The 26749-nt window shown below is 73.8% G+C and carries 22 protein-coding genes; 10 read left to right on the top strand and 12 right to left on the bottom strand.

From position 1 onward, the window contains the following. The first annotated feature begins 9 nt into the window (after nucleotides 1-9). The gene (locus CK505_RS11950) at nucleotides 10-1236 is read left to right on the top strand and encodes an NAD(P)/FAD-dependent oxidoreductase (RefSeq protein ID WP_095651202.1); all 1227 of its coding nucleotides are present in this window, start codon (nucleotides 10-12) and stop codon (nucleotides 1234-1236) included. A 39-nt stretch (nucleotides 1237-1275) separates the two neighbouring features. On the opposite strand, the gene CK505_RS11955 is transcribed toward CK505_RS11950, so the two are convergent. The 10 genes from CK505_RS11955 to CK505_RS12000 form a co-directional block, all read right to left on the bottom strand. Continuing rightward, entirely contained in the window at nucleotides 1276-2367 is a 1092-nt protein-coding gene (locus CK505_RS11955; protein ID WP_136341376.1) for a DUF2267 domain-containing protein, read from the bottom strand. A gap of 203 nt (nucleotides 2368-2570) precedes the next feature. Continuing rightward, a complete protein-coding gene (locus CK505_RS11960) occupies nucleotides 2571-3893 on the bottom strand; it encodes an MFS transporter (protein ID WP_095651204.1) in 1323 nt (440 codons plus the stop codon). Next, complete coding sequence (locus tag CK505_RS11965; RefSeq protein ID WP_095651205.1) at nucleotides 3880-5514, bottom strand: ABC transporter ATP-binding protein; 1635 nt, start codon at nucleotides 5512-5514, stop codon at nucleotides 3880-3882. The genes CK505_RS11960 and CK505_RS11965 overlap by 14 nt, the downstream gene beginning before the upstream one ends. Beyond that, nucleotides 5507-6349, bottom strand: a complete 843-nt coding sequence (locus tag CK505_RS11970; RefSeq protein WP_095651206.1) for an ABC transporter permease — start codon at nucleotides 6347-6349, stop codon at nucleotides 5507-5509. Before CK505_RS11970 ends, CK505_RS11965 begins: the two co-directional genes overlap by 8 nt. Beyond that, nucleotides 6342-7283 (bottom strand): ABC transporter permease, encoded by a 942-nt coding sequence (locus CK505_RS11975; RefSeq protein ID WP_095651207.1) that lies wholly within the window; start codon nucleotides 7281-7283, stop codon nucleotides 6342-6344. Before CK505_RS11975 ends, CK505_RS11970 begins: the two co-directional genes overlap by 8 nt. A gap of 43 nt (nucleotides 7284-7326) precedes the next feature. Continuing rightward, complete coding sequence (locus CK505_RS11980; RefSeq protein WP_229587199.1) at nucleotides 7327-8748, bottom strand: ABC transporter substrate-binding protein; 1422 nt, start codon at nucleotides 8746-8748, stop codon at nucleotides 7327-7329. 346 nt (nucleotides 8749-9094) lie between these two features. After that, nucleotides 9095-9853: an alpha/beta fold hydrolase gene (locus CK505_RS11985; protein WP_017834815.1), complete on the bottom strand. Its 759-nt coding sequence runs from the start codon at nucleotides 9851-9853 to the stop codon at nucleotides 9095-9097. Between the two features lie 66 nt (nucleotides 9854-9919). Continuing rightward, nucleotides 9920-11143: a PLP-dependent aminotransferase family protein gene (locus tag CK505_RS11990; protein ID WP_095651208.1), complete on the bottom strand. Its 1224-nt coding sequence runs from the start codon at nucleotides 11141-11143 to the stop codon at nucleotides 9920-9922. Continuing rightward, nucleotides 11140-12207 carry an agmatinase gene (gene speB / locus CK505_RS11995; protein WP_095651209.1) on the bottom strand — a complete coding sequence of 356 codons (1068 nt, stop codon included), beginning with the start codon at nucleotides 12205-12207 and terminating at the stop codon, nucleotides 11140-11142. The genes CK505_RS11990 and speB overlap by 4 nt, the downstream gene beginning before the upstream one ends. 82 nt (nucleotides 12208-12289) lie before the next feature. Further along, nucleotides 12290-12856, bottom strand: coding sequence for a helix-turn-helix domain-containing protein (locus CK505_RS12000; protein WP_017834812.1), 567 nt, complete (start codon nucleotides 12854-12856; stop codon nucleotides 12290-12292). A gap of 179 nt (nucleotides 12857-13035) precedes the next feature. On the opposite strand from CK505_RS12000, the gene CK505_RS12005 reads away from it, so the two are divergent. From CK505_RS12005 to CK505_RS12025, 4 genes are all read left to right on the top strand, one after another. Next, a complete protein-coding gene (locus CK505_RS12005) occupies nucleotides 13036-14496 on the top strand; it encodes a sodium:solute symporter (RefSeq protein ID WP_095651210.1) in 1461 nt (486 codons plus the stop codon). Continuing rightward, nucleotides 14493-16631, top strand: a complete 2139-nt coding sequence (locus CK505_RS18485) for a cytosine permease (protein WP_255250950.1) — start codon at nucleotides 14493-14495, stop codon at nucleotides 16629-16631. The genes CK505_RS12005 and CK505_RS18485 overlap by 4 nt, the downstream gene beginning before the upstream one ends. A 110-nt stretch (nucleotides 16632-16741) precedes the next feature. Next, complete coding sequence (locus CK505_RS12020; RefSeq protein WP_095651211.1) at nucleotides 16742-18163, top strand: NAD-dependent succinate-semialdehyde dehydrogenase; 1422 nt, start codon at nucleotides 16742-16744, stop codon at nucleotides 18161-18163. A gap of 80 nt (nucleotides 18164-18243) precedes the next feature. Further along, nucleotides 18244-19827 (top strand): thiamine pyrophosphate-binding protein, encoded by a 1584-nt coding sequence (locus tag CK505_RS12025; protein ID WP_095651212.1) that lies wholly within the window; start codon nucleotides 18244-18246, stop codon nucleotides 19825-19827. A gap of 112 nt (nucleotides 19828-19939) precedes the next feature. Here CK505_RS12025 and CK505_RS12030 read toward each other — a convergent pair whose 3' ends face one another. Continuing rightward, a complete protein-coding gene (locus CK505_RS12030) occupies nucleotides 19940-20923 on the bottom strand; it encodes a cation diffusion facilitator family transporter (RefSeq protein ID WP_176475333.1) in 984 nt (327 codons plus the stop codon). Continuing rightward, entirely contained in the window at nucleotides 20923-21402 is a 480-nt protein-coding gene (locus tag CK505_RS12035; protein ID WP_095651213.1) for an ABC transporter substrate-binding protein, read from the bottom strand. The genes CK505_RS12030 and CK505_RS12035 overlap by 1 nt, the downstream gene beginning before the upstream one ends. 272 nt (nucleotides 21403-21674) lie before the next feature. On the opposite strand from CK505_RS12035, the gene urtA reads away from it, so the two are divergent. The 5 genes from urtA to CK505_RS12060 are packed head-to-tail and all read left to right on the top strand — an operon-like array spanning nucleotide 21675 to nucleotide 26633. Beyond that, on the top strand, nucleotides 21675-22931 hold the full coding sequence (urtA, locus tag CK505_RS12040) for an urea ABC transporter substrate-binding protein (RefSeq protein ID WP_095651214.1): 1257 nt from the start codon (nucleotides 21675-21677) through the stop codon (nucleotides 22929-22931). Nucleotides 22932-22991: 60 nt separating this feature from the next. Further along, nucleotides 22992-23876 (top strand): urea ABC transporter permease subunit UrtB, encoded by an 885-nt coding sequence (urtB, locus tag CK505_RS12045; protein ID WP_095651215.1) that lies wholly within the window; start codon nucleotides 22992-22994, stop codon nucleotides 23874-23876. Then, nucleotides 23873-25066: an urea ABC transporter permease subunit UrtC gene (gene urtC, locus CK505_RS12050; protein WP_197722655.1), complete on the top strand. Its 1194-nt coding sequence runs from the start codon at nucleotides 23873-23875 to the stop codon at nucleotides 25064-25066. The genes urtB and urtC overlap by 4 nt, the downstream gene beginning before the upstream one ends. Next, nucleotides 25063-25941, top strand: coding sequence for an urea ABC transporter ATP-binding protein UrtD (gene urtD / locus CK505_RS12055; RefSeq protein WP_197722654.1), 879 nt, complete (start codon nucleotides 25063-25065; stop codon nucleotides 25939-25941). The genes urtC and urtD overlap by 4 nt, the downstream gene beginning before the upstream one ends. Then, the gene (locus tag CK505_RS12060) at nucleotides 25941-26633 is read left to right on the top strand and encodes an ATP-binding cassette domain-containing protein (protein ID WP_035923281.1); all 693 of its coding nucleotides are present in this window, start codon (nucleotides 25941-25943) and stop codon (nucleotides 26631-26633) included. The genes urtD and CK505_RS12060 overlap by 1 nt, the downstream gene beginning before the upstream one ends. The last annotated feature ends 116 nt before the right edge of the window (nucleotides 26634-26749 follow it).

Consider the following 26749-nt stretch of genomic DNA (forward strand, 5'->3'; position numbering starts at 1 on the left):
GAGGTTCCCGTGGACCACGACGTCGTCGTCGTCGGCGCCGGGCTCGCCGGCCTGCAGTGCGCCCACCTGCTCGAACGGCACGGACTGGACGTGGTGGTGCTGGAGGCCTCCGACGGCGTCGGGGGCCGGATCCGCACCGACACGGTCGACGGCTTCCGCTGCGACCGCGGGTTCCAGGTGCTCAACCCCGCTTACACCGAGCTGCGGCGCAGCGTGGACGTCGCGGCCCTGGGGATCCAGAAGTTCGACGCCGCCGCCGGGGTCCGCCGCGGCGACGGCATCGACGTCCTCGCCGACCCCCGCCGCGTCCCCTCCCGGCTGCCGGGGACGCTGCGCAGCCCGCTCGTGGAGCTGCGCCGGCTGCCCGCCCTGGCGGCCTGGCTCGCCCCGGGCCTGGACCTCCGCGCACGGCGCCGGGAGCGGCGGGACCTGCCCTGGCACGAGTCCCTCGACGCCGCCGGGGTGCGGGGACCGCTGCGGGACCTGGTGCTCGAGCCGTTCCTGGCCGGCGTGATCCTCGAGGACGAGGGCCGCACCTCGGCCGCCTTCGTGCGCGAGCTCGTCGGCTGGTTCCTGCTCGGCACCCCCGGCCTGCCCTCCGGGGGCATGGGCGCGCTCCCGGCCTGGATCCACGACGGGCTCCGGTCCCCGGCCGTCCTCGGTGCCCGCGTGGAAGCGGTGGAGCGCACCGGGAACGGGTGGACCGTGGGCGCCGGGGACGCCGCCTGGCGGGCGTCCTCCGTGGTCGTGGCCACCGAGGGCCCGGCCGCCGCCCGGCTCCTGGACCTGCCGGACACCCCCATGAAGGGCGAGGCGACCTGGTGGTTCGCGGCGGACGCCGCGCCCTCCGACCTCGGGTGCCTGGTCCTGCCGGGCGAGTCGACCGGCCCGCTCGTCGACACGGCCGTGGTCAGCAACGCCGCCCCCAGCTACGCCCCGGACGGCCGGGCGCTGATCCAGGCGACCGCCCTCCTGCCGCGGGGCGCCGAGCTCCCCGCCGAGGCCGACGTCCGCCGGCAGCTGGGCACGATCTGGTCCGCCGACGCCGCCGCCTGGGACCTGCTGACCGTGCACGAGGTGCGCCGGGCGCTGCCGGAGCAGCCGCCCGGGCTCGTGGCCGACCGGCCCGCCGCCCTCGGCGACGGCCTGTACGTGTGCGGCGACCACCGCACCGACGGCTCGACCCAGGGCGCCCTGCGCTCCGGGCGCCGCGCGGCCGAGGCCCTGCTGGCCTGAGCCCGCTGGTTGCGGGGGGGGTGACCCGGCCGCGCCGGGTCAGTCGTCGTAGGTGTCGGCGAGTCGGCGGCGCTGGTGCTCCCGGCGGCTGTAGGTGGCCTCGCGGATGGCCTCGTCGCTGTCGAAGTTCGAGCCCAGGGCGCCGGCCAGGGTGCCCAGCGACGCGGCGAGCCAGGACAGGTGCAGGTAGTCGAGGAGATCGACGGGATGGCCCAGCTGGGACTCGAGGTAGCCGGCCTCGATCACCGCCAGGCCCACGAGGAGCAGCATCGCCCACAGGAGTACGTACATCAGGGCCACGCTCAGCCACACGGTGATGACGGTGGAGGCGTTGTCCGACCGGGACCGCCAGGGTTCGCCGTCGTCCGCGGAACGGTTCCACAGGCCGTTGTGGAGGATGAGCCAGCCGCTGAGCGCGGCGGTGACCACCACGCTGATCGTGGCCAGCCGGAGCGGGGACAGGACGTCGGACATGTTCCAGATGGAGGCGTAGAAGATGCCGAAGGCGCCGGTGGCGGCCGCGGCCGCCACGCAGCTGGCCAGGGCCGGCAGCAGGCGCCCGGGCTGGTTGCTCAGGATCATGCCGATCAGCAGCCGCAGCCGGTTCATCCGCCCGGGAAGCACGACGTAGGCCGCGCCTCCCGCCTCCCCGGAGGAGACCTTGCGCGCCGCCGCCCGTCCCAGGGCCCCGTGCACCGCGGACGGCGAAGGGGCGTCCTCGGCGCCGTCCCGGATCGCGCCGACCAGGGCGGCCAGCAGCCGGCAGGCCTTGCGGGAGAAGTGGTCAGCGCCCAGGCCCGGCAGCGAGACCAGCGCCGCGGCGTCGGCCGCGCCGACCTCGCAGAGCAGCGGTTCCCCGTCGTGGACGCGCGGCAGGTCCGTCAGGTACACCACGAAGTCCCACCCGTGCTCCTCGCGCAGCCGGCCGGCCTTGTCCAGCAGCGGGATGTTCCCCTCGGCCGTCAGGGGCAGGGTCTCGCGGCTGACCTCCACCGTCCAGGAGATCTCCGGGCCGGAGCGTTCCCGGCCGGAGCGTTCCGCGAGCGCCCGCGGCAGGTCCTCGGCCACCCGGCGGGCCACCTTCTCCGGCAACCCCGGATCAGCGAGAACCCCTACGGTCAGTGACTGCACATGGCCTCCTCCCCCGAGCGCACGGCACGTGGCGCCGCGGCCTCGGAGGCTGCCCCGCGGAGCAGCTCGACGTCGTCCCCCGAGCTTAGCCATCGGCAGGCCGACGACCGGACGGAACCAGTGGGGCGCCGGTGCGCGAGGTTCCCGCCGCCGTTGCGGAGCCCCGTCCCCTGCCGAGGAGCAGGCCCCGCGGCCGCCGGTCGTCAGCGGGTTCGTCGAGCCGGTGCCGTGGTGGAGGGCGCGTCGGCGGGCCGGGCGGTGCGGTGGCCGCGGAGCACGGTCGGCAAGCCCGCGGCGGCCAGGAGCGCGAGCACGACCAGAGGCGCCCAGGGGGTGCCGGGCCACCAGTGGTGCCGGTCGGTGAGATCGAGCAGCTGCCCGAGCACGGCGTTGCCGGCCAGCACGGTGATGCCGCCGCAGGTGGCGGCCAGCCCGTAGTAGGCGCCCCGCCCCGAGGTGGGTCCGTGCGCCGGGACGAACGACGGGATCAGGGACAGGATCGTGGGGGTCAGGAGCATGTGGCCCAGGATCAGGACGGCGACGGCGCCCATCAGCGGCGCCATCGAGCCGGAGGCGGTCCCGGGGTGCATCGAGGTCGCGGCGACCAGGGTGAACGCGCCGGCTTCGAGCACGAAGCCGACCGCCAGGGCGGCGCCGGGGCCCATGCGCAGACCGGCGGCGGAGACCGGCAGCTGCAGCAGCAGGGTCAGGACCGAGGCGAGCAGGAACAGCGCGCCGAGCCAGGCACCGTCGAGGCCTCGCCGGCCCAGCTCGACGGGCACGGCGAAGTAGAGCTGGTGGTAGGCCAGCATCTTCATCCCGGCCAGTGCGCAGAACGTCACGAAGCGCCGATCCCGCAGGCAGGCCCACCGGGGGCCGGCCGCGGAGGGCGCCGCGGCGGGCAACGCGGCGTCTCGGTCCGGCTGATGGTGGGCCGGTTCGGCCGGGAGCAGGTACCAGAGCAGGACCGTCACCGCGGTGAACACCCCGATCCCCAGGAACAGGGCCGCGTCGAATCCCCAGCCCAGGAGGAACGACCCCAGCACCGGGCCCAGGACGGCGCCGATCTCTCCGGTGATCGCCAGCCACACGAACACCGACCGCCGGCGGCCGGTCCGGCGGCCCGGGCCCTCCGTCCCCGCCGGCTGGTCGGCGTGGGAGAGCCGGGACTCCAGGGCGGGTGAGAACAGGGCGCCCCCGGCACCGGTGAGCACCGCGCCCAGGAGGAACAGGGCGAAGTCGGACGCCGCCGCCAGCGTGGCGTAGCCGACGATGCGCACCAGGCAGCCGGTGAGGACGGCCCGGCGGGCACCCCACCGGTCGGCCAGCATGCCGCCGATGAGGAACATGCCCTGTTGACTGAAGGTCCGGGCTCCCAGCACCAGTCCGATGGCCGCGGCGCCCAGGCCGTACTCGGTGCCCATGGCTCCGGCCAGGAAGGGCACCACGGCGTAGAAGCCGAGGTTGAACACCAGCTGCGCGCCCAGCAGGGTGCGCGTCTCGGCCCGGTGGTCACGGAAGGGCATCGAGCTGCTCCTCGGACAGGCGGTGGGTGTCCAGGATCGCGCACACCTGGGGCAGTGCCGCCGCCACCAGCTGCCTGCTGTGCTCGTGGCGCGGTCGGGCGAAGAGCTCGGAGGTCTCCGCGAGCTCGACCAGGCGGCCCTGGAAGAGCACCGCGACCCGGTGGCTCATGTAGCGGACGACGCTCAGGTCGTGGGAGATCATCACCAGCGACAGGCGCCGGTCCCGGTGCAGGCGCAGCAGCAGGTCCAGAACGGTGCGCTGGGTCACCGCGTCCAGGGCCGAGGTGGCCTCGTCGCAGATGAGCACCGCCGGTTCCAGCAGCAGTGCTCTGGCGATGGTGAGCCGCTGCAGCTGGCCTCCGGAGCACTGGCCGGGACGCCTGTCCAGCAGCTCCGGCTCCAGTCCCACCTCCCGCACGACCTCGTGGATGCTCGCACGCCGTTGCCCGGGCGTGCCGTTCCGGTGCCGCAGGAGGGGGGCCTCGAGGCTGGTGCCCAGCGGCATGCGGGGATCGAAGGAGTCGTGCGGGTCCTGGAAGACGAGCTGCACGTGCGAGGCCGCCGCGCCGGAGCCGGCGCGGTCGGCGCCCGGGGTGCTGGTGACCCGTCCGCTGTCCGGTGCCTCGAGTCCGACGATCAACCGGGCGAGCGTGCTCTTGCCGGAGCCAGACTGGCCCAGCACCCCGAGGATCTCGCCCTCCCGCAGGTCGAGGGACACCCGGTCCACCGCGGGACGGGCCTCCCGCCGCCTCGGCCCGAAGCGCTTGGTGAGGTCGTCCAGCACCACGAGGGGGCGCGCCCCGCCGGTGGCGGGCGGAGTCCCGGTGGGGGTGAGGGCAGATGCCTCCAGGAGGGCCTTCGTGCACGTGCTGCGCGGATCGTTGAGCACGGTGCCGGCCGGCCCGGACTCCTGCACGCGCCCGGCGTCCAGCACCACGACCCGGTCGGCGTAGGCGGACACGGTGGCCAGGTTGTGGGTGATGTAGAGGACCCCCAGCCCTCGGTCGCGCCGTTCGCGGTCGATCAGCTCCAGGATCTGCCGCTCGAGCACCGTGTCCAGGGCTGACGTCGGCTCGTCGGCCAGCAACAGTCCGGGGCGACCGGCCAGGGCCAGGGCCACCATGGCCCGTTGGGCCATGCCGCCCGAGAGCTGGTGGGGACGTGCCCGGGCGCACCACCGAGGGTCCTCGAACCCCACTTCGGCCAGCAGTTCCAGCGTCCGTGCACGAGCCTGCGTGCCGCGGAGGCCGGCATGGAGCGTCAGCGGTTCCCGCAGGTGCTCGCCGACGGTCCGGCGGGGGTTGAACATGCGCTGGGGCTGCTGGTAGAGCATGCCGATCCGGCCGCCGCGCACACGGTTCAGCTCCGCTTCGCCGGCCCGGGCGAGGTCGGTGTCACCCAGCCGGATCGTCCCGGCGTCCCGGTGCACCTGCGGGGGCAGCAGGCCCAGGACGGACATGGCCGTCAGGGTCTTGCCCGACCCGGAGGCGCCCACCAGCGCCACGAACTCCCCCGGAGCCACGGTGAGGTCGACGCCGGACAGGAGGGGGCGGCCAGCGGCGCCGTCCGCGCCCGGCCGGTGGCTGAGGTGCAGGCCCTCGACGACGAGGCGCTCAGACATCGTGTTCCGTCCGCGACGATGCCGGCAGCAGCATGCGGGTGCTGCTCATGTGCGCCAGCCGTTGGCCGATCAGGGTCACGCACAGCGCAACGGTGAAGACCACCAGGCCCGGGGCGAGGACCGTCACCGGCGCCCGGACGGCGTACGGCTGGGCCGCGGCCAGCATCGCCCCCCAGTCCGACTGCGGCGGCTGCACCCCCAGCCCCAGGTAGGACAGGGCGCCGACGGTGATCAGGAACTGGCCGAACCGCAGGGCGGCCTGCCCGAGCAGGGGCCCGGACAGGTGCGGCAGGATGTGCCGGAGGACGACGAAGGACGGCGAGCACCCCAGGACACGCGCGGCCTCGACGAAGCCGCGGGCCGAGACGTCGTAGGCCAGTGCCCGGGCCAGCCGGGCGAAGGGCGTCCAGCCGGTCACGGTCAGGGCCAGGAGCAGGGACAGGGGGCCGGGACCCAGCACGGCGACCAGGAACAGGGCCACCACCATCTCCGGCAGCGCCAGCAGGACGTCGTTGGTCCGGGTGAGCAGCTCGTCCACCCACCCCCGGCGGCGGGCGCTCAGCACCCCGATCCCCGTGCCGATCGCAGCGGTCAGCACGGTGGCCACGGCGGCGGTCACCAGGGAGAACCGGCCGCCGTCGAGCAGCCGGCTCAGGGTGTCCCGGCCCAGGTGGTCCGTCCCCAGCCAGTGCGCCGGGCCGGGCGGGGCGAGCCGTGCCGTGAGGTCCTGGGCTGCCGGCGGGTACGGTGCGATCCAGGGCGAGAACACCACGGACAGCACGATCAGGGCCAGGAGCGCCGCCGCCGCCCGGACCAGGACGGGCCGGTCACGCATGACGCCCCCTGATCCGGGGGTTGAGGATGCCGTGCACCAGATCCGCCGCGGTCGTCAGGACGACCGCCAGTCCCACGACCACCACCACGCCGCCCTGGGCGAGGGGGATGTCGCTGTTGCGGACGGCGTCGAACAGCAGCCTCCCCATGCCGGGGATCGCGAAGACGACCTCCACGATGACGGACCCGCCCAGCAGACCGGCGAACCACACGGCCACCAGCGTGGTGAGGGGCAGCAGACCGTTGGGGAGCACGTGGCGCCAGACCGCCTGCGGGTGGCTGAGTCCCCGGGCCCGGGCGGCGACGACGTGCTCGGCGCCCAGCGCCTCGAGCATCCCCTCGCGCACCGCCGAGGTGAAGTAGCTGATGGGGCGCAGGGCCAGGACCGCCACCGGAAGGACCGCGGACGCGGGGCCCTCCCACCCGGCGGAGGGCAGCAGGGACAGCTGCAGCGCGAAGACCAGCACGAGCATCGGGGCCAGCCAGTACTCGGGCATCGCGATGAAGGCCTGGGTGACCGTGGTGATCACCCGGTCGGCCGGGCGCCCCTCCTGCAGGGCGGCCACGGCCCCCAGCACCACGGACACCGCGGCCGCCACCCCGAGGCTCACGACCACCAGGCTCACGGTGATCCACAGGGCGGGCAGCACCTGCTCGATCACCGGTGTCCGGCTGGCGTAGGACAGGCCCAGGTCACCGCCGGCGAGCCGGCCGAGCCAGCGCAGGTACTGCACCGCGAGGGGGTCCTGGAGTCCCAGCTCGAGCGCCAGCCCCTGGGCGGCGGCGTCGTCGACCACCTCCCCCGCCACCCGCGACCGGATGATCTTGCGCACCGGGTCCCCCGGGGTGACGTAGGGGATGAGGAACACCACGAAGGACGCCAGCAGGACGGTGACCCCCAGGGTCGCCGTCCTCCTGGCGAGGAACGCCGTCATCGACGCCCCCGCGCTCGCGGGGCTCTGCGGCTGCCGGTCGTGCTCACGAGCCGGACTTCGTCGTCTCCGCGCGCAGCACGTACCGGGACAGCGGGTCCTGGACGTAGTTCTGCAGGTCGGTGCGGACCGCGTCGATGGCCTGCTCGTTGACCAGCCAGACGTTCACGGCCTGGTCCTCGAGGATCTTCCCGGCCTGGGCGTACAGCTCGTAGCGCTGCTCGGCGTCGGCGGTCCCGGCGGCCCGGGCGATGAGCGCGTCGTAGTCCTCGTCGCAGAAGTGGCTGAGGTTGTAGCTGCCCTCGCACGTGTAGTCGGCGGTGAGGAACCCGATCGGGTCGGCGATGTCGATCAGGCGGTTGCGCTGGCTGAGCACCATGTCGTAGTCCCCGGACAGCAGGTCCGGCTCCACCGCGGCGTACTCCTTGGTCGTGATGGTGACGGGGACGCCGACGCTCTCCAGGTTCTCCTGGATGACGGTGGCCACGTCGGCGAACTCGGCCCGCTCCACGATCGCGATGATCTCCAGCGGCCGCTCGGCGGTGTAGCCGGCGGCGTCCAGGAGCTCCTTCGCCGCCGCCACGTCCTGCTGCGGCGTCTCGGCCTCCTCGCCCGCCCAGGGCTCGGACGAAGCGAAGGGCCCGGTGCTCGGCAGGGCCGCGCCCTCGTAGACGCTGCCGGCCAGGGCGTCGAGATCCAGTGCGGAGCGGACGGCCCTGCGGAAGTCGACGTCGTCGAACGGCGCCCTGCCGTTGTTCATGTACAGCGTCGCGGTCCGCGGGGACTCGGCCTTGAGGACCTCGACGCCGGGATCGGCCTCCAGCGCGGACAGGTTGGCGACGGGGATGGACAGGGAGACGTCGGCCTCGCCGGTCTGCACCTGCGTCGCCCGCGTCGCCCCGTCCGTGATGAACCGGACCTCGGCCCCGGCGAGCTGCACCGGTCCGCCCCAGTAGTCCTCGTTCCGGTCCAGGGTCAGTGACTGCTTGGGCTGCTCCGAGACCGGGGTGAACGGCCCGGTGCAGTGCCCGAACGGGTCCACCGCCCCGCCCTCGAAGGCGGCGGGGGCCAGCACGCCGGTGTTGACACTGGCCAGCCGGTAGGGAACCAGGGGGCTCTCCTCCGGAGTGGTGACCCGCACCGTGCGCTCGTCGACGGCCTCGACGCCGCTGACGACGGCCGGGCTGAAGGCCCGGGCCGGGACCTCTGCGTCCAGGACGTTCTGGAGCGAGGTCACCACCGCGTCGGCGGTGAGCGGGGTGCCGTCCTGGAACTGCACGCCGTCCCGCAGGGTGAAGTCCCACTCCGTGGGGGAGACCTGGTCCCACTCCGCGGCCAGGGCCGGGACGATCTCCCCCTGGACCTCGTCGTAGCGGGTCAGGGTCTCCAGGCAACCGGACAGGGACAGGATGTAGGCGGCGTCGCTCTCGAGGGCCCAGTCGGCCACCGGTGCACGGAAGTTGTCCACCACGATCCGCTGGCCGGTATCCGCCGCCTGCTCGCTCCCTCCGTCCCCGCCGCTGAAACCGCACCCGGACAACGTGAGAACGGCGACGGCACCCGTCGATGCCGCTACCCGGAAAACTGCGCGCACAGAACCACCTCAGTTCGACGTCCCTGGACAGAGCGCCCGCCGAGGACATGTGAATGATCGGGGAATCCCCCGGAGGAGAGGTTAGGCTACCCTCAGTCCCCGGTCCACTCGGCGGACCGGGATCGTCACGAACGGGACCGGATCCGGCGTCCGCCGCGGAGGTGCCGGTGCTCCGTCGGGGCCGTCCGCCCGACGGCGACGCCCCGTCGGGCCCGTTCCGTCAGGATCCCGGCCGGCGCCGTCTCGGGGCGAACGTGGCCGGCTTGTCGGCGGCGTGGAAGTCGGTGATCAGGCGCGCGCACAGCTGCGGCTTCTCGACCAGTACGCCGTGGGAGGCGTGCGGGACCACGGCCAGCTCCCCGTGGGGCAGAGCGCGGTACGCGGCCACGGCGTGCTCGAGCCGCACCTCGTCGTCGTCGCCGACGAGCACCAGGACGGGGAGGTCGAGGCCCGCCAGGTCCGCGTCCGTGAAGACCGGCCCCTCCTCGTGCATCCGCCGCAGCTTCGCCGCGACCTCGCCGTAGTGCTCGCGCCCGTCGGGGGAGACCTCCGCGTAGGCGTCGACCATGAAGGCCGGCACCTCCGCCTCGCCCGCCAGGACGCCGGGCTCCCACCCGTCGCGGTGGTGCACCCCCGCCGCCAGCACCAGGTCCCGGACCAGGTCGGGACGGCGCAGCGCCACGGTCAGGGCGACGACGGCGCCGTCGCTGTACCCCAGCAGGTGCACCGGGGCGCCGGCCTCCTCCTCGAGGAAGGCGATCGTGTCCTCGGCCATCGCCGCGTAGGAGAGCGGGCCCTCCCGGTCGGGGGTGCGGCCGTGCGCGCGCTGATCGGGGGTGATCACCCGGTACCGGCCGGCCAGTTCCGCGACCAGCGGGCCCAGGGCCCGGGAGTCCGTGCCCCCGGGGTGCAGCAGGACGAACTCCGGCCCGCTTCCCCGGGCGCGGAACCACAGTCCCCCGGCCCGCTCCTCGCTCATGCGGTCAGTATCGCCCCTCCCGGGGACACCGCACCAGCTCCGGGGGCGGCGCCGAGGCCCAGCAGGTCAGTCGCGCAGCATCTCCCCCACCCGCCGGACCCCTTCGGTGATGTCCTCCGGCGAGGCCGCGGAGTAGGCGAGGCGCAGGCTCGTGGAGGCGCGCCCGTCCGCGTAGCAGGCGCCGCCGGGCACCAGCACCACGCCGTGCCCGATGGCCCGGCCCAGGAGGTCCCCGTGGTCGAGGGCCGGGTCCAGGTCCAGCCACGTGAAGAAGCCGCCGGCGGGACGCGTCCAGCGCACCCTTTCGGGCATGAACCGCTCGAGGGCGGTCATCATGGCGGCGCAGCGCGCGCGGTACAGGTCCACCGCTCGGTCCAGGGCGGGCCGCCAGTGCTCGCTGGCCACGTACTCGGCGGCGAGCTCCTGGCCGAGCACGGACGGGTGGATGGTCACGGCCTCGGCCGCGATCTGCAGCCGGGCCCGCACCGCCGGCGCCGCCGCGATCCAGCCGACCCGCAGCCCGGGCGAGAAGATCTTGGAGAAGCTGCCCAGATGGATCACGGTGCCCGGGTCCAGCGAGTACAGGGACGGGAGCCGGTGGGCGCGGTCGAAGCCGAGCAGCGCGTACGGGTCGTCCTCGAGGATGAGCACCCCGCGCTCGGCGCAGACCTCCACGAGCCGCCGGCGCCGCTCCTCGGTGAGGGTCACCCCGGTGGGGTTGTGGAAGTTCGGGATGGTGTAGACGAACTTCACGCTCCGGCCGGCGGCCCGCAGCCCGTCGATCCGCCCGGCGACCGCCTCGGGGTCCAGTCCGTCGTCGTCGACGTCCACGTGGGCGACCTCGACCTCGTAGCTGCCGAACACGCCGAGGGCCCCCACGTAGGTGGGGCCCTCGGCCACGACCACGTCCCCCGGGTCGCAGAACAGCTTGGTCACGAGGTCGAGACCCGCCTGGGACCCGGCGGTGATCTGGATCGTGTCCGGCGTGGTCTCCGCGCCCTGCAGGCGCATGAGCTCCACGACCAGCCCGGGCAGGCGCCCGATCCCGGCCCCGGAGCCGTACTGGAGCACCTCGGGGCCGCGCTCGGCGAGGATCCGCGCCGACATCGCGGCCACCACGTCGTGCGGGAGCACGCTCATGTCCGGGTTGCCGCCGGCCAGGGAGATGATCCCGGGGCGCATCGCGATCTCGAACACGGCCCGGACCGGGGAGGGGCGGAACTCCTCGGAGCGGTGGGCGAACAGCGAGGTGTGGTCGGGCCGGGGGGCCACGGCCGCGCCCCCGGTCACCGGCCCTCCCCCGCCGGGGCCTGCGCCGGGACGGCGTCCCCGTAGACGTGCCCGGCCAGCCCGTAGGCGGGTCCGCCCGGCGCCGCGCCGGGTCCCAGCGCGAGGAGGCTGATGAGCTCGTAGGCCACGTGGGCGGCCGCCACCCCGGTGATCTCGGCGTGGTCGTAGGCCGGGGCGACCTCGACGACGTCGCAGCCGACCACGTTCGTCCCGCGCAGCCCGCGCAGGATCTCGAGCACCTCCCGGCTGGTCATCCCGCCGGCCTCGGGGGTCCCGGTGCCGGGGGCGTGGGCCGGGTCCAGCACGTCGATGTCCAGCGAGACGTAGAGCGGGCGGTCGCCGACGCGCTCGCGCAGGTGCGCGACGACGGCGTCCACCCCCAGCCGCATGACGTCGGCGGAGGAGACGATGCCGAAGCCGAAGCGGGCGTCGTCGTCGAGGTCCTCGGTGCCGTAGAGCGGCCCGCGGGTGCCGACGTGGCACACGGCGTCCGTGTCGAGCAGGCCCTCCTCGAACGCCCGGCGGAAGGGGGTGCCGTGGGTGTACTCGGCGCCGAAGTAGGTGTCCCAGGTGTCCAGGTGGGCGTCGAAGTGCAGCAGCGCGACCTCGCCGTGGCGCGCGTGGGCGGCGCGCAGCAGCGGCAGGGCGATGGTGTGGTCGCCGCCGATCGCCACGAGCCGGGTGTCCTCGCCCATGAGCTCCTTGGCCTGGGCCTCGATGGAGGCGATCGCCTCGGGGATGTCGAAGGGGTTGGCCACGATGTCCCCGGCGTCGGCGACCTGCGCCCCGGCGAACGGCGAGACGTTCTGCGCGGGGTTGTAGGGGCGCAGCAGGCGCGAGGACTCCCGGACGTGGTTGGCCCCGAACCGGGCACCGGGCCGGTAGGAGACGCCGGCGTCGAACGGCACGCCCACCACCGCGATGTCCGTGTGCTCGACCTCGTCCGTGCGCGGCAGGCGGGCGAACGTGCCCAGCCCCGCCCAGCGCGGGGTCAGGGCGGCGTTGACGGGTCCGACGACGGGGGCGCCGTCCGGGGTGGTGCCGGTGATGCGCTCGGGGTTCATGGTGTGCGGTCCTCTCGGTGGATGCTGACGGGGGTGCTGACGGGGGTGCCGGCGGGGGCGGCGGACGGGCCGGGCGGGGGGCTCACGAGCCGAGGATCCACAGCAGCACGGCGTCCTCGGTGCCGGGGTTCTCCCAGGTGTGCGGTTCGGAGCCGGGGAAGGTGACGGTGTCCCCGGCCGCCAGGTCGAAGGTGCGGTCCGGGACGTGCAGCCGGAACCGACCGCTGATCAGGTGCAGCACCTCGGTCTCGCAGTCCATGCTGTACATCGCGTCCTCGCCCCGGCCCCCGGCGGCCACGCGGGCCCGGATGACCTGGACCTGGCGCTGGGCCGACGGCGTGACGAGCTGCTCCTCGATGCCCTCGCCGCCGAGGTCGATGTGCGGGGCGTCCTCGAGCCGGACCAGCTCCACGTCGGCGGGCCCGGCGAAGAGCGCGCCCACGTCGATCCGCAGCACCTGGCACATCCGCACCAGGGAGTCCACGGACGGGGAGGTGATGTCCCGCTCCACCCGGCTGACGAAGCCCTTGGTGAGGCCCGCGGCGGAGGCGAGCTGGTCGATGGTCATGTGGCTGCGCCGCCGGTGGTTGCGCAGCCGCGACCCCACGGCGGCAGTGTGCCCGGAGCTCTCGATGGGCAGTGCTTTCACGACGACGACGCCTCCTCCCGGACGGTTTTACCCGCCCGTCACGACCCGGACCCGTTCCCAAAACATGATCTGCATCATACTATGTGGGACAACTTTTGTTTCTTGTAGAGCAACCCCGTTCCGGGGAGGCTCCCGATCGACCCCGTGGGCGCCCACGCCCCGAGGAAGCAGCGACACCCATGAACGTGCTGATCATCGTGCTGTACCTGGTCGCCATGGTGGCGGTCGGGCTCTGGGCCAGCCGCCGGGCCCACGACGCCGAGGACTACCGGGTGGCCGGCCGCCGCCTGGGCCCCGGCTTCTACACCGGGACGATGGCCGCGGTGGTCCTCGGCGGCGCGTCCACCGTGGGCGGGGTGGGCCTCGGCTACACCTACGGCATCTCCGGGATGTGGCTGGTGGTGGCGATCGCCACCGGCCTGGCCGCGCTGAGCCTGTTCTTCGCCGGCCGCATCCAGTCCCTCAAGGTGTTCACCGTCTCCCAGATGCTGCAGCTGCGCTACGGCGAGCGCGGCGGGGCCAAGGCGTCCTCGTTCGTGATGCTGGCCTACACCGTGATGCTCTCGGTGACCTCCACCTCCGCGTACGCCGCGATCTTCTCGGTCCTCTTCCCGCTCGACCGGTCGTGGGCGATCCTGCTCGGCGGCGTGGTGGTCGTGGCGTACTCCGTGCTCGGCGGGATGTGGTCGATCACGCTCACGGACATGATGCAGTTCGTGTTCATGACGGTCGGCATCTTCCTGGTCCTGCTGCCGTTCTCCCTCTCCGCGGCGGGCGGCTGGACCGGGCTCGAGGACCGGCTGGACGCCACGTTCTTCACCTGGGACGGCATGGGCACGCAGGCGATCGTCACCCAGTTCGTGGTCTACGGCTTCGGCATGCTGATCGGCCAGGACATCTGGCAGCGCGTCTTCACCGCCCGCTCCCCGCAGGTCGCCCGCTGGGGCGGGCTCGCCTCCGCGGCCTACGTGGCGCTCTACGGCGTGGCCGGGGCCGTCATCGGGATGACGGCCGCCGCCGTGGCCCCGGACCTCTCCGCCCCGGACGACGCGTTCGCCACGATGGCGCAGCAGTACGTCCCGGCCGGGCTCGGCGGGATCGTGCTCGCGGCCGGGGTCGCCGCCATGATGTCCACGGCCTCGGGCGCGCTCATCGCCGCGGCCACGGTGGCCCGCGTCGACGTCGTGCCGACCCTGAGGTCCCTGCTCACCCGGCACGCGGCCCCCGCCCCGGAGGGCACCGCCGAGGCGCTGCGCGGGGACCGGATCTACGTGCTCGTCTTCGGCGTGGTGATCACGGTGATCTCGATCTTCGTCTCGGACACCGTCACCGCCCTGACCATCGCCTACGACATCCTGGTGGGCGGCCTGCTCGTCGCCATCCTCGGCGGGCTCCTGTGGCGGCGCGGCACGAGCCTCGGTGCGGCCCTGTCCATGCTCGTCGGGTCCGTGGTGACCGTGGCGTCCATGGCAGTCTTCGGCGTGCTGGCCAACGCCCCCATCTACCTGGGACTGGCGAGCTCCGCACTGGTCTACGTGGTGGTCTCGCTGCTGTCCCGCCCCACGCACGCCGGGGTGCTGCGGCAGTGGAACGAGCGCCTCGCGGGCTCCGGCGCCGACCGCGCGGAGGCCCGCCCGTGAGCGCCTGGTCCCGGCTCTCGGACCACCTGGACGAGAACTCCGAGGGCTACGGCCCGCTGCGCGGCACGCTGGGCGCGGGCCGGATCGGGATGATCTGGCTCGCGGCGAACCTGGTGGTGACCACCCTGCTGACGGGGACGCTGTTCGTGCCCGGGGTGTCCTGGCCCACGGCTCTGGCCATGATCGTCCTGGGCACGCTGATCGGCGGGGCGGTGCTGGTGCTCGTGGGGAACATGGGCACCCGCACCGGTCTCGCCACCATGTCCCTGACCAAGGGCTCCTTCGGCCTGCGCGGGTCCTTCCTGCCGGTGGCCGCGAACGTGGTCATCCTCATGGGCTGGAGCTGGGTGCAGGCGATGCTCGCCGGCGTCACCGTGAACTTCCTCGTGGCGCAGGCGACCGGCTACTCGAACCCGGTGCTGTTCTCGGTGCTCTGCCAGGCACTGGTCGTGGCGCTGGCCGTCCTCGGCCACGAGGGCATCGCCCGGGTGGAGCCGTGGCTGGCGGTGGTGATCCTGGGCATCATGGCCTGGGTGTTCACGGTGGCGTTCACGTCCTACCCCGTGGCCGACTTCGCCGCCCTGCCCGTGGACCCCGGGGCGGGCTGGTCCCCCATCGCGGTCCTCGACGTCGTCATCGCCACGGCCATCTCCTGGACCGTGCTCTCCGCGGAGTTCAACCGGCTCGCCCGCCGGCAGTCCGCGGGCATGATCGGCTCCGGTGCGGGGTACGTCCTGTCCACGGTCGCGGCCATGAGCCTCGGGGCCACCGCCGTCGCCTACGTGGTGCTCGACGGCGGGGAGGCGGTCGGGTTCGACCCGACGGTGCTCGTCGCCGCCTTCGGCGCGCCCCTGGCGGTGGTGGTCTTCCTGTCGGTGATGGCCACCAACACCATGGTCGTCTACGGCATGGTCTCCTCGGTGGTGAACCTCACGCCCTCGCGGAGGCTGCGGTTCCTGCCCACGGCGCTCGTACTGGGGGCCGTGTCGGTCCTCGGGTCCACCCGGCTGGGCCTGCTGGACCAGTTCACCGAGTTCCTGGTGCTGATCGGCTCGCTGTTCATCCCCGTCTTCGCGATCATGCTGGTGGACTACTACGTGGTCCAGCGCGGCGCCTACGCGGCGGACATCCTGCGCGGGCGCGGCGGCCGGTACTGGTACCGGGGCGGGGTCAACCCCGCCGCCGTGGCGGTGTGGGTCGTCGGCGCGGTCTGCTCGCTGGTGCTCACCTACGTGCTGCCGAGCTCCGTGGGCGCGACCATTCCCACGTTCGTCCTCTCCGCGGCGCTCTACCTGCTCTGGGCCCTGGCGGCGAAGCGGATCGTGCCGGGCCGGCCGGTCCAGCGCCACCTCGCCGAGGCGGGGAGGACCGGGACGGACGGGGCCGGGCGCGGGACGGGGCCGCCGCGCCCGAGCGGACCGGCGGACCCTGCACGGTCGGCACTGTCGGCGCGGCCGGCAGGCCGGAGGAGGCCGCCGATGCGCCTCGTTGACCTGAGCCACCCCGTGGAGGCCGGCATGCAGGTCTTCCCGGGAGACCCGGCCGTGGACTCCCGGCTCGCGGCGTCCGTCCCGCGGGACGGCTTCCAGGTGGCCGAGCTGCACCTGGGCACGCACAGCGGCACGCACGTGGACGCCCCGCTGCACACCGTGGACGGCGGCTCGCCCGTGGACGAGCTCGACCTCGCCCGCCTGGTGGGACCGGCGCGCATCGTGCACGTGCCGGAGCTCCGGGAGCACGAAGTGATCCGCTGGGCGCACGTCCGCGCGCAGCTGGAGGACGTGCGGGCCGGCACGATCGTGCTGTTCCGCACCGACTGGTCCCGGCACTTCGGCACCCCGCGCTACCTGGCGCACCCGGTGCTGGACGTGGAGATCGCCGAGCGCCTGCTGGCCGCGGGCGTGCACGTGCTCGGCACGGACACCCTCAACCCGGACCGCACCCCGGACGCCGGCGCGTCCGGCCCGCCCGAGCTGCCGGTGCACGCGGCGGTCCTCGGGGCGGGCGGGGCGATCGTCGAGAACCTGACGAACCTGCACGCCGTCGACTGGCGGGACCCGTTGGTGAGCGTTCTGCCGCTGCGGTTGCGCGGGCTGGACGGCTCCCCGGTGCGGGCGGTGGCGATGCAGCCGTGAGCCCCGCGCCGCCGCTGCCCGGTCCCCGCCCCGGGACCACGACGCCACCGACGCCGACGCCGACGCCGCCGCCGCCGCCGACACCCGACCACTCCCGAGGAGACCCCGCCATGACCGCCGACGCCCGATCCACCGCCCCGTCCGCCTACCGGTCCGTCAACCCGGCGACCGGCCGGGTCCTGGCCGAGCACCCGACCGCCACCGACGCCCAGGTCCAGGAGGCCCTGGCCAGCGCCGACGCCGCGTTCCACGCCTGGCGGACCCTGCCGATCGAGGAGCGGGCGGCCGTCGCGGCCCGCGTCGGGACGCTGTTCGCCGAACGGGTCGAGGAGCTGGCCGCCGTCATCACCGAGGAGATGGGCAAGCCGCTCGCCGAGGCCCGGGACGAGGTCGCGTTCTGCGCCGAGATCTTCGCGTACTTCGCCGAGCAGGGCCCGGCCCTGGCCGCGGACCAGCCCATCACGGCCTCCGGCGGCGGCCGGGCGGTGGTCCAGAAGCGCCCCGTGGGGGTGCTGCTGGGGATCATGCCGTGGAACTACCCCTACTACCAGGTGGCCCGCTTCGCGGCCCCCAACCTGGTGCTGGGCAACACGATCGTGCTCAAGCACGCCGAGTCCTGCCCCCGGGCGGCCCTGGCCCTCCAGCAGCTCATGGACGACGCCGGGGTGCCGGCCGGCGCCTACGCCAACGTCTTCGCGAGCCACGACCAGGTCGCGGACATCATCGCCGACCCGCGGGTCCAGGGGGTGTCCCTGACCGGGTCCGAGCGGGCCGGGGCGAAGGTCGCCGAGATCGCCGGGCGGAACCTGAAGAAGGTCGTCCTCGAGCTCGGCGGCTCCGACCCCTACGTCGTGCTCGACACCGACGACGTGCGCGAGTCCGCCCGGACGGCCTTCGCCACCCGGATGGGCAACACGGGCCAGGCGTGCAACTCCAACAAGCGGATGATCGTCATGGCCGACCTCTACGACGAGTTCGTGGTCGAGCTGACCCGCCTCGCCGCCGCGCTGGTGCCCGGCGACCCGTCCGCCGAGGCCGACGGCACCTACGCCCCGATGGCCTCCCGCGCCGCCGCCGAGACCCTGGCCGCCCAGATCCGCGAGGCCGTGGAGGCCGGAGCGACCCTGCACACCGGCGGGACCCTCGCCGAGGGTCCCGGGGCGTACCTGGCCCCGGCCGTGCTCACCGGCGTCACCCCGGGAATGGCCGCCCACCATCAGGAGCTCTTCGGCCCCGTCGCGGTGGTCTACCGGGCGGCCGACGACGACGAGGCCCTCGCCCTGGCCAACGACACCCCCTACGGCCTGGGCGGGGCGGTCTTCAGCACCGACCCCGAGCGGGCCCGGCGGCTCGCCGAGCAGCTCGAGTGCGGGATGGCCAACGTCAACGCCGCCGAGGCCGAGGGCGCCGAGATGCCCTTCGGCGGGGTCAAGCGCTCCGGCTACGGCCGGGAGCTGGGCCCGCTGGGCATGGACGAGTTCGTCAACAAGCGCCTGCTCTACGTCAAGGACCGGCCCGCCGGGGAGGGCTGACCGCCGGCGTCCGCCGCACGGCCCGCTCCACCCGCTCCACCCGCCCCGCACCACCCGCCCCACCCCCTGGAGGACCGCTCATGACCGCCCGCAGGACCACCGCCCGTGCCGTGCTGGAGACCCTCCGGGGCTACGGCGTCGACACCGTCTTCGGCATCCCCGGGACCCACTCGCTCGAGTTCTACCGTCCGCTGCGCGAGCTGGGCATCCGGGCGGTCACCACCCGCCACGAGCAGGGCGCCGCGTACGGCGCCGACGGGTGGAGCCAGGTCTCCGGGCTGCCGGGCGTCGTCATCACCACGTCCGGGCCGGGCCTGCTCAACTCGCTGTCCGGGGCGGCCACGGCCTACGCCGAGTCCCGCCCGATGATCATCCTGTCCCCCGGCCGTCCGGTGGGCCACGACTTCCGGGACATCGGCTCGCTGCACGAGACGAAGAACCCGTCCGCGGCCGTGGACGCGATCGTCGGCCGCAGCCGCCGGGTCACCAGCGGGGCCGAGGCCGTGACCATGGTCCACGACGCCTTCCGGGACTTCGCCCACTCCCGCCCCCGGCCGGTGCACATCGAGATCCCGCTGGACGTCCTGGAGGCGGAGCTCGACTACACCGACCGACAGGTGGCCCCGCGCCGGCTCGGCGCCCCGCAGCCGGCACCGGTCGACGACGTGCGCCGCGCCGCCGAGGTGCTGCGGGACGCCGAGCACCCTGTCATCCTCGCCGGCGGCGGCTCGCTGGCCGCCGGCGCGCGGCTGCTCGAGCTCGCCGAGCTGCTCGAGGCGCCGGTCATCACCACGACCAACGGCAAGGGCGCGATCCCCGAGCGGCACCGCCTCTCGCTGGGCGCCGACCTGCGCCTGTCCACCGCACACGAGTTCCTGCGCTCCGCCGACGCCCTGCTGGTGATCGGCTCGAAGGTGGGCGAGGCCGAGCTGTGGGGCGGGGACATCACGCCGCGGGGCCCGGTCGTGCGCGTGGACATCATGCGGGACCAGATGCTGTGCAACCTGGACCCGGACATCGAGCTGCCCGGCCACTCCGCGGCCGTGGTCCCGCAGCTCCTCGAGGCGATCGGCCCGCTCGCCCCGCGCCCCCCGCGCGACCTCACCGAGGTCTTCGCCCGGCTCGACGACGAGGGCCGCCGCACCGCGCCCGAGCTCGCGGCGCTCAACGAGACGATCATGGCGGTGGTGCCCGAGGACACGATCATCGGCGGCGACTCCTCCCAGGTCACCTACCTGGGCTCCACCACGTTCTTCCGCGCCCAGCTCCCGCACTCCCTGCTCTACATGGGGACCTACGCGACCCTGGGCTACGGCCTGCCCGCCTCGATCGGGGCGAAGCTCGCCGCCCCGCACCGGCCCGTGCTGTGCCTCGTGGGCGACGGCGCCCTGATGTTCTCGATCCAGGAGCTGATGACCGCCGTGGAGCTCGGCGTGGACCTGCCGATCGTGTGCGTGGACAACGGCGGCTACGGCGAGATCCGGCAGAACATGACCGACCGGGACATCGACCCGCTCGCCGTGGACCTGCGGCAGCCGGACTGGCCCGCGCTCGCGGAGGCCTTCGGCGCGGTCGGGTTCGAGGCCACCCCGGAGAACCTGGCCGAGAAGGTCGTCGAGGCGCTCGCGGTCGAGGGGCCGAGCCTGGTGCACCTGAAGATCTGACCCCGCCGAGGGGTCCGGTTCCACCCGCCTCCCTGCCGAGGGGTCGCCTCCGGTCGGAACACAGCCCGGATGGACTCGGGACGAGACCCCTCGCGCAGGGGCAGGGAGCCCGTCAGCGCGGGACCTGGTCCTCCGGCAGCTCCGCCACGGGGGCGAGCACCACGTCCTCGATCTTCCAGTCCAGGTCCGCGCAGCGCTTCCGGGCGGCCGCGAGCTGCTCGAGCGTCGGGACGACCCCTTCGGCCGGGACCACGAAGGCCTCCACGTGGAAGACGTGGCCCTCGTCGCGGACCCGGACGCCCACGTCCTGCACCCAGGGCTGCTGACGCAGCACCGTCTCCATCTCCTGGAGGAGAGGGTGCGGCGCGGCGTCGTCGTAGGTGGTCGGGCGGGAGTCCACGAGGTCGGCGACGGCCCCCTGGAGGTTCGTGGCCCCGTCCTTGAGGATCGACGCGGAGACCACGAGCGCCGCGACCGCGTCCGCCCACCACAGGCCCATCCCGATGCCCAGCACACCGACCGCCGTGGCCAGGCCGGTCATCCAGTCCGCCTTGTTCATGTCGGCGTCGGCGTAGAGCACCTTGTCGTGGAGCTCCTCCGCGAGCCTCATCTTCATCCGGCCCAGGACCACCGGCGGGATGCTGGTGAGCGTCATCGCCGCCACCATCAGCCACCCGGACCACACCGGCGTGCCGAACAGGTTCGTGACCCCGATCGGGGGCCGCTCGCCCCGCAGGAGCCCGGAGCCGGAGTCGACCACGAGGAACGCGCCCATCGCCAGGAGCGCGACCGCCGCCACGAGGTGGCCCACGCCCACGGAGCGGTGGTAGCCGTAGGGGTGGCGCGGCGTGGGGCGCCGGCCGGCGACGCGGACCGCCACGAGGAAGGCGAGGGGCGGCAGGAACGAGAGCGAGTCCTCGATCCAGGCGACCTTCATGGCCTGGGACTGCCCGGCCACGAGCGCCACGACGGCCACGGTCACGGCGAGCACCCCGAGGGTGATCTTCTCCAGGCGCACCGCACGCGCCAGGGTGCGCGCCTGCGCGCCGGTGAGCTCGGTGGACCCGAACCGGGCCTTCGCCCCGGACTGCGACATCACCCCTCCTCCCGTTCCACCAGGAACGTCTCGAGCTCGGTGAGGAAGCCGTTCTCCCCCAGCCGGGTGGCGAGCACGATCTTCTCGGTGCGGCCGTCCCCCGTCTCGATCTCCGTGTGCGGGCGGGTCAGCGCGGCGTGCTTCTCCCAGGGGGACGTCTCGGTGAGGCCTGCGACGACGACGTCGAGGTCGCCGCCCTCGAGCGAGCGGATCAGGTGGCTCTCGGCGCCGGGGGTCCAGACGACCTCGGCGTCGATCCGCTCGGCGAACTCCTCGACCAGCTCGACCTCCACCCCCGAGGGACGGCCGCTGTCGGCGACCTCCGTCCAGGGCGGGCTCTCCGAGACCCCGGCCCGCAGCTCACCGCCGCGCACCCGGTCGAGGGTTCCCTCCGGGTCCTTCGGGAACCCGGAGCCGCACCCCGTGACCAGGGCCGCGGTCAGCACCGCCACCGCGAGCGGGCGCACCGAGGGGGACATCGCCGCACGACCTTTCCGCAGCACCGGGGCGGTCCCGGCGGACCGCGCTCTCCATCTGTCCTGAGCATACGGAGTTCCCTCGGACGGCGCCGCTGCGGGACCGGTCGACACACGCCCGAAACCGGGCGCCGCGTCCGACATCGCCGGGAAACCTCTGCGCCGCACCCCGGAAATCCCGGCTGGCTAGCGTCGCTCCCATCCCGGCGGACCGGGTCCTGCCCGCAGGACCGCCGCCCGGCACCCAGCGACTCCTCCCCGGAAAGCAGGACGGCATGACGGTCCCCGCACGGCGCGCTCTGATCCCGGCCCTCGTGGCCGCCACGCTCCTCACGGGGTGCGGCGCGAAGTACGACCCGCGGCCGAGCGCAGAGGCGGCCCAGGCACCCTCGAGCTCGTGCGTGGACACCTCCGGGGACAGCGTGAAGGTGGGGCTGCTCAACTCCCTCTCGGGCACGATGGCCGTGAGCGAGACGACCGTCAACCGTTCCCTGAACCTCGCGATCGAGGAGATCAACGCCGACGGCGGGGTGCTCGGCAAGGAGCTCGACCCCGTCACCGAGGACGGCGCGAGCGAGCCGACGGTGTTCGCGGAGAAGGCCGCCAAGCTGATCCGGCAGGACTGCGTGGCCGCGGTGTTCGGCGGCTGGACCTCCGCGAGCCGCAAGGCCATGCTCCCGGTCTTCGAGGCCCAGGACTCGCTGCTGTTCTACCCGGTGCAGTACGAGGGGCTCGAGGCCTCCCCCAACATCTTCTACACCGGGGCCACCACCAACCAGCAGATCGTCCCGGCCCTCGACCACCTGCGGGAGCAGGGGCACCGGCGGATCTTCCTGGTGGGCAGCGACTACGTCTTCCCCCGCACGGCGAACCGGATCATCAACGCCTACGCCGCGGCCCACGGCATGGAGGTGGTGGGCGAGGAGTACGTGCCGATGGGCTCGACCGAGTTCTCGACCATCGTCAACAAGCTCCTGGCCTCGGACGCCGACGCGGTGTTCAACACCCTCAACGGCGACTCCAACGTGGCGTTCTTCCGCCAGTACACCTCCGTGGGCCTCGAAGCCGGTGAGGTGCCCGTGGTGTCCGTGTCGGTCGCGGAGGAGGAGGTCCCCGGGATCGGCGTGGAGAACGTCGCCGGCCAGCTGACCTCCTGGAACTACTACCAGACCGTCGACACCCCCGAGAACGAGCGGTTCGTGCGGGCGTTCCAGGACCGGTACGGCGGCGGGCGGGTCACGAGCGACCCCATGGAGGCCGCCTACACGTCCGTGCACCTGTGGCGGGCGATGGTCGAGAAGGCCGGGTCCTTCGACGTCGACGCCGTGCGCGAGGCCGCCGACGGGACCGTGGTCGAGGCCCCCGAGGGCACCGTCGAGGTGGACGGGGAGACCCAGCACGTCACCAAGACCCCGCGCATCGGCCGGATCCGCGAGGACGGGCTGATCGAGACGGTCGAGGAGGCCGCCGAGCCCGTGGCCCCCGACCCGTTCCTGACCGGCTACGACTGGGCCGACGGCGTCTCCGGCTGAGCCGCCCCGCCGCCGCCGGCACCGCCCCCGACGCCCCGCAGACCGAGAGAAGAGCCGTCCATGGAAGTCATCGTCAGCCAGTTGTCCGCCGGGCTCAGCCTCGGCTCCATCCTCCTCCTCGCGGCCGTGGGGCTGTCCCTGACCTTCGGGCAGATGGGCGTCATCAACATGGCCCACGGCGAGTTCATCATGGCCGGCGCGTACACCGCGTTCACGGTCCAGCAGGTGCTCGGCCACGCCGGGGTCTCCCTGCTGCTGTCGATCCCGATCGCGTTCCTCGTGGGCGGGGCCCTCGGCCTGCTGGTCGAGGGGCTGCTGCTGCGGCGGATGTACCACCGGCCGCTGGACACGCTGCTCGTCACCTTCGGGGTGTCCCTGGTCCTCCAGCAGGTGGCCCGGGACGTCTTCGGCGCCCCCAGCGTGGACGTGCGGCTGCCCGAGCTGCTGCAGGGCCCCGTGGAGGTCCTGGGCGTCCCGGTCCCGGCGTCCCGCGTGTTCCTGCTGGCCCTGGCCGTCATTGTGGTCGCCGCCCTCGCGCTCGTGCTCCACCGCACCTCCCTGGGCCGCCGGATCCGCGCCGTGGTGATCAGCCGCGACCTCGCCGAGGTCAGCGGGATCTCCTCCCGGCGCACCGACCAGCTGACTTTCTTCATCGGCTCCGGGCTCGCCGGCGTGGCCGGGGTGGCGCTGACCCTCGTGGGCTCCACGAGCCCCACCCTCGGCACCACCTACATCGTGGACGCCTTCCTCGTGGTCGTCGCCGGCGGCATCGGCCAGATCCGTGGGGCCGTGCTCGCCGCGGCGGGCCTGGGCGTGCTCCAGGCCTTCGTCGAGTACTCCACGACCGCCTCGATCGCCAAGGTCCTGGTGCTGGTCGCCGTGGTCGCCTTCCTGCAGCTGCGCCCCCAGGGGATCTTCAGCGTCCGAACGAGAGGTCTGGCATGAGCACCACCAGCGCACCCCGTCCCGCCGCCGCGTGGCGCGACCGGCTCACCGGGCCCCGGGGGGCCGCCGCCGGGCTGGCCCTCGGCGCGCTGCTGCTGCTCGTCCTGGCCCCCCTGACCCTCGGCGGGTTCGGCCTGGGCCTGCTCGGCAAGTACCTGTGCATCGCCATGGTGGCCGTGGGCATCGGCCTGGCCTGGGGCCGCGGCGGGATGCTCACCATGGGCCAGGGCCTGTTCTTCGGCCTCGGCGCCTACATCATGGCCATGCACCTGCAGCTCGCGGACACCCGGCTGCTGGGCGAGCAGGTCCCCGAGTTCATGCGGCAGAACGGCGTCACCGAGCTGCCCGCCGTGTGGGCCGTGTTCGCCCACCCGGTGGCCGCCGTGCTCGGCGTGGTCCTGGTGCCGGCGGCGGTGGCCGCGGCCCTGGGCCTGGCGATCTTCACCCGGCGGGTCAAGGGCGCCTACTTCGCGATCCTGTCCCAGGCCCTCGCCGCGGCCTTCGCGGTCTGGCTGATCGGGCAGCCCGTCCTCACCAACGGCTCCAACGGGCTGAGCAGCTTCCGCTCCCTGTTCGGCTACGACCTCGCCGACCCGCGCAACCAGCTGCTCCTCTACCTCGTCACCGCGGCGCTGCTCCTGGCCATGGTGGCCCTCACCTGGCAGCTCCACCGCAGCCGGTGGGGCGAGCTGCTCGTGGCGGTGCGGGACCAGGAGGAGCGCGTGCGCTTCCTCGGCCGAGATCCTGCCCTCGTGAAGACCGCCGCCTACGTCCTGGCCGCGGTGATGGCCGGGATCGGCGGGGCGCTGTTCGTCCCGGTGGTGGGGATCGTCTCCCCCGCCGACGTCGGGGTGATCCCGTCCATCGCGTTCCTCATCGGCGTGGCCGTCGGCGGCCGCGCGACCCTGCTCGGGCCCGTGCTCGGCTCGATCGCCGTGTCCTTCGCCGAGACGTCCCTGGCCTCCGCGTTCCCGTCCTTCTGGGTGTACCTCCAGGGCCTGCTCTTCGTGCTGGTGGTCGGGTTCCTGCCCGGCGGCATCGCCTCGCTGCCCGGTGTGCTCCGGCGTCGTCGCCGCACCCCCGCGACCGCCCCCGGCGACGGCGACGGCCACGGCTCCGGAGGGGCCACCACCCCCGACGACCCCGTCCCCACCCCGGCAGCGGCCCTGGCCGCGGAGGAGGCCCGATGAACGCCGCCGCACGCCCCGAGATGCTGTCCGCGCGCCGCCCCGAGTGGAGGAGCTCCCTGCTGGGCCGCACCCCGCCGCAGCCCGGCGGGCTGCGCACGGGCCGCCCCTCCTACCTCGAGATCACGGACCTCACCGTGTCCTTCGGGAGCTTCACGGCCGTGGACGGCGTGGACCTCGTGGTCAACCAGGGCGACCTGCGCTTCCTCATCGGCCCCAACGGCGCCGGGAAGACCACCCTCATCGACGCCGTGACCGGGCTCGTCCCGGCGCGCGGGTCGATCGACCACGACGGCCACCAGCTGGTGGGCCGCAGGACGCACCGGATCACCCGGCTGGGCGTGGGCCGCACCTTCCAGACCGCGAGCGTCTTCGAGCAGCTCACGGTCCTCCAGAACCTCGACATCGCCGCGGAGGCCGGCCGCCCGCCCCTGTCCCTGCTCGCCGCCCGGCGGTCCGTGTCCCGGGAGGTGGAGGAGGCCCTCGAGATCATCAACCTCTCCGCCCTGCGGGACGTCCCGGCCGGGGTGCTGGCCCACGGGCAGAAGCAGTGGCTCGAGATCGGGATGCTGCTCGTGCAGAAGGCGCAGGTTCTGCTGCTCGACGAGCCCGTGGCCGGGATGAGCCACGAAGAACGGGAGCAGACCGGTGAGCTGCTGCGCCGGATCGGCGGCGACCGGATCACGATCGTGGTGGAGCACGACATGGAGTTCCTGCGCCGCTACGCCACCTCCGTCACCGTGATGGCCGACGGCCGGGTGATCAGCGAGGGCTCCGTGGCCCACGTGCAGGCCGACCCGCGGGTCCAGGAGATCTACCTGGGCACCGCGGCCACCGCCGCCGCCACCGCAGCCGACTCCCGGGAAGGGGACTCCTGATGCTCGAGCTCCAGGACGTGCACACCGGCTACGGCCGCACCGAGGTGGTCCACGGCGTGGACCTCACCGTCGGTGGGGACGCCGTGGTCGCCCTCCTCGGCCACAACGGGGCGGGCAAGACCACGCTGCTGCGGGCGGTCGTGGGCCTCAACAGGGTGACCTCCGGCCGGATCCTGCTCGACGGCGAGGACATCACCGGGCTCAGCGGGCACGCCCGGGTCCGCCGCGGCATGGCCTACGTCCCGCAGGGCCAGCGCTCCTTCGGCGGGCTCAGCGTCCGGGAGAACCTCCAGGTGGTGGCCGACGGCCGGCGGAACGGGCGGGCCGCCGTCGACCGGTCCCTAGCGATGTTCCCGGCCCTCGAGGGGCTGCTCGAGCGCCGGGCCGGGCTGCTCTCGGGCGGGCAGCGCCAGCAGCTGGCGATCGCCCGCGCCCTGATCACCGAGCCGTCCCTGCTGATCCTCGACGAGCCCACCGAGGGCATCCAGCCGTCCGTGGTCCAGGAGATCGAGCAGAAGATCCTGCAGCTGGCCGCCGGCACCGGGATCCGGGTGCTGCTGGTGGAGCAGCGGATCGGCTTCGCCCTGGGCTCGGCCACGGACTGGTACGTCCTGGACTCCGGGCGGGTCAGCGCCTCCGGCCGCGCCGGGGAGCGGGCCGAGGAGCACGCCCGGGCGGCGCTCGCCCTGTGAGCCGGCGCGGGCGCACGCGCCGGGGCGCCTGCCCGGGCGCCCGCGCCCCGGCACGTGCCGGAAACACCCGGTGAACCTCGCCGAAACACGGAGCCCCTACGGTGACGACTGTCCCT

The organism is Kocuria sp. WN036, assembly GCF_002287015.1.
Taxonomy (GTDB): Bacteria; Actinomycetota; Actinomycetes; order Actinomycetales; family Micrococcaceae; genus Kocuria; species Kocuria rosea.

What these genes read in the sequence shown, in the direction of transcription:
- CK505_RS12020 (WP_095651211.1), top strand. Translation starts at nt 16,742, where the DNA reads ATGACCGCCGACGCCCGATCCACCGCCCCGTCCGCCTACCGGTCCGTC.
- CK505_RS11970 (WP_095651206.1), bottom strand. Translation starts at nt 6,349, where the DNA reads ATGCGTGACCGGCCCGTCCTGGTCCGGGCGGCGGCGGCGCTCCTGGCC.
- CK505_RS11960 (WP_095651204.1), bottom strand. Translation starts at nt 3,893, where the DNA reads ATGCCCTTCCGTGACCACCGGGCCGAGACGCGCACCCTGCTGGGCGCG.
- urtD (WP_197722654.1), top strand. Translation starts at nt 25,063, where the DNA reads ATGAACGCCGCCGCACGCCCCGAGATGCTGTCCGCGCGCCGCCCCGAG.
- CK505_RS12030 (WP_176475333.1), bottom strand. Translation starts at nt 20,923, where the DNA reads ATGTCGCAGTCCGGGGCGAAGGCCCGGTTCGGGTCCACCGAGCTCACC.
- CK505_RS12005 (WP_095651210.1), top strand. Translation starts at nt 13,036, where the DNA reads ATGAACGTGCTGATCATCGTGCTGTACCTGGTCGCCATGGTGGCGGTC.
- CK505_RS11965 (WP_095651205.1), bottom strand. Translation starts at nt 5,514, where the DNA reads ATGTCTGAGCGCCTCGTCGTCGAGGGCCTGCACCTCAGCCACCGGCCG.
- CK505_RS12060 (WP_035923281.1), top strand. Translation starts at nt 25,941, where the DNA reads ATGCTCGAGCTCCAGGACGTGCACACCGGCTACGGCCGCACCGAGGTG.
- urtB (WP_095651215.1), top strand. Translation starts at nt 22,992, where the DNA reads ATGGAAGTCATCGTCAGCCAGTTGTCCGCCGGGCTCAGCCTCGGCTCC.
- CK505_RS11985 (WP_017834815.1), bottom strand. Translation starts at nt 9,853, where the DNA reads ATGAGCGAGGAGCGGGCCGGGGGACTGTGGTTCCGCGCCCGGGGAAGC.
- CK505_RS11975 (WP_095651207.1), bottom strand. Translation starts at nt 7,283, where the DNA reads ATGACGGCGTTCCTCGCCAGGAGGACGGCGACCCTGGGGGTCACCGTC.
- CK505_RS12025 (WP_095651212.1), top strand. Translation starts at nt 18,244, where the DNA reads ATGACCGCCCGCAGGACCACCGCCCGTGCCGTGCTGGAGACCCTCCGG.
- urtC (WP_197722655.1), top strand. Translation starts at nt 23,873, where the DNA reads ATGAGCACCACCAGCGCACCCCGTCCCGCCGCCGCGTGGCGCGACCGG.
- CK505_RS12035 (WP_095651213.1), bottom strand. Translation starts at nt 21,402, where the DNA reads ATGTCCCCCTCGGTGCGCCCGCTCGCGGTGGCGGTGCTGACCGCGGCC.
- urtA (WP_095651214.1), top strand. Translation starts at nt 21,675, where the DNA reads ATGACGGTCCCCGCACGGCGCGCTCTGATCCCGGCCCTCGTGGCCGCC.
- speB (WP_095651209.1), bottom strand. Translation starts at nt 12,207, where the DNA reads ATGAACCCCGAGCGCATCACCGGCACCACCCCGGACGGCGCCCCCGTC.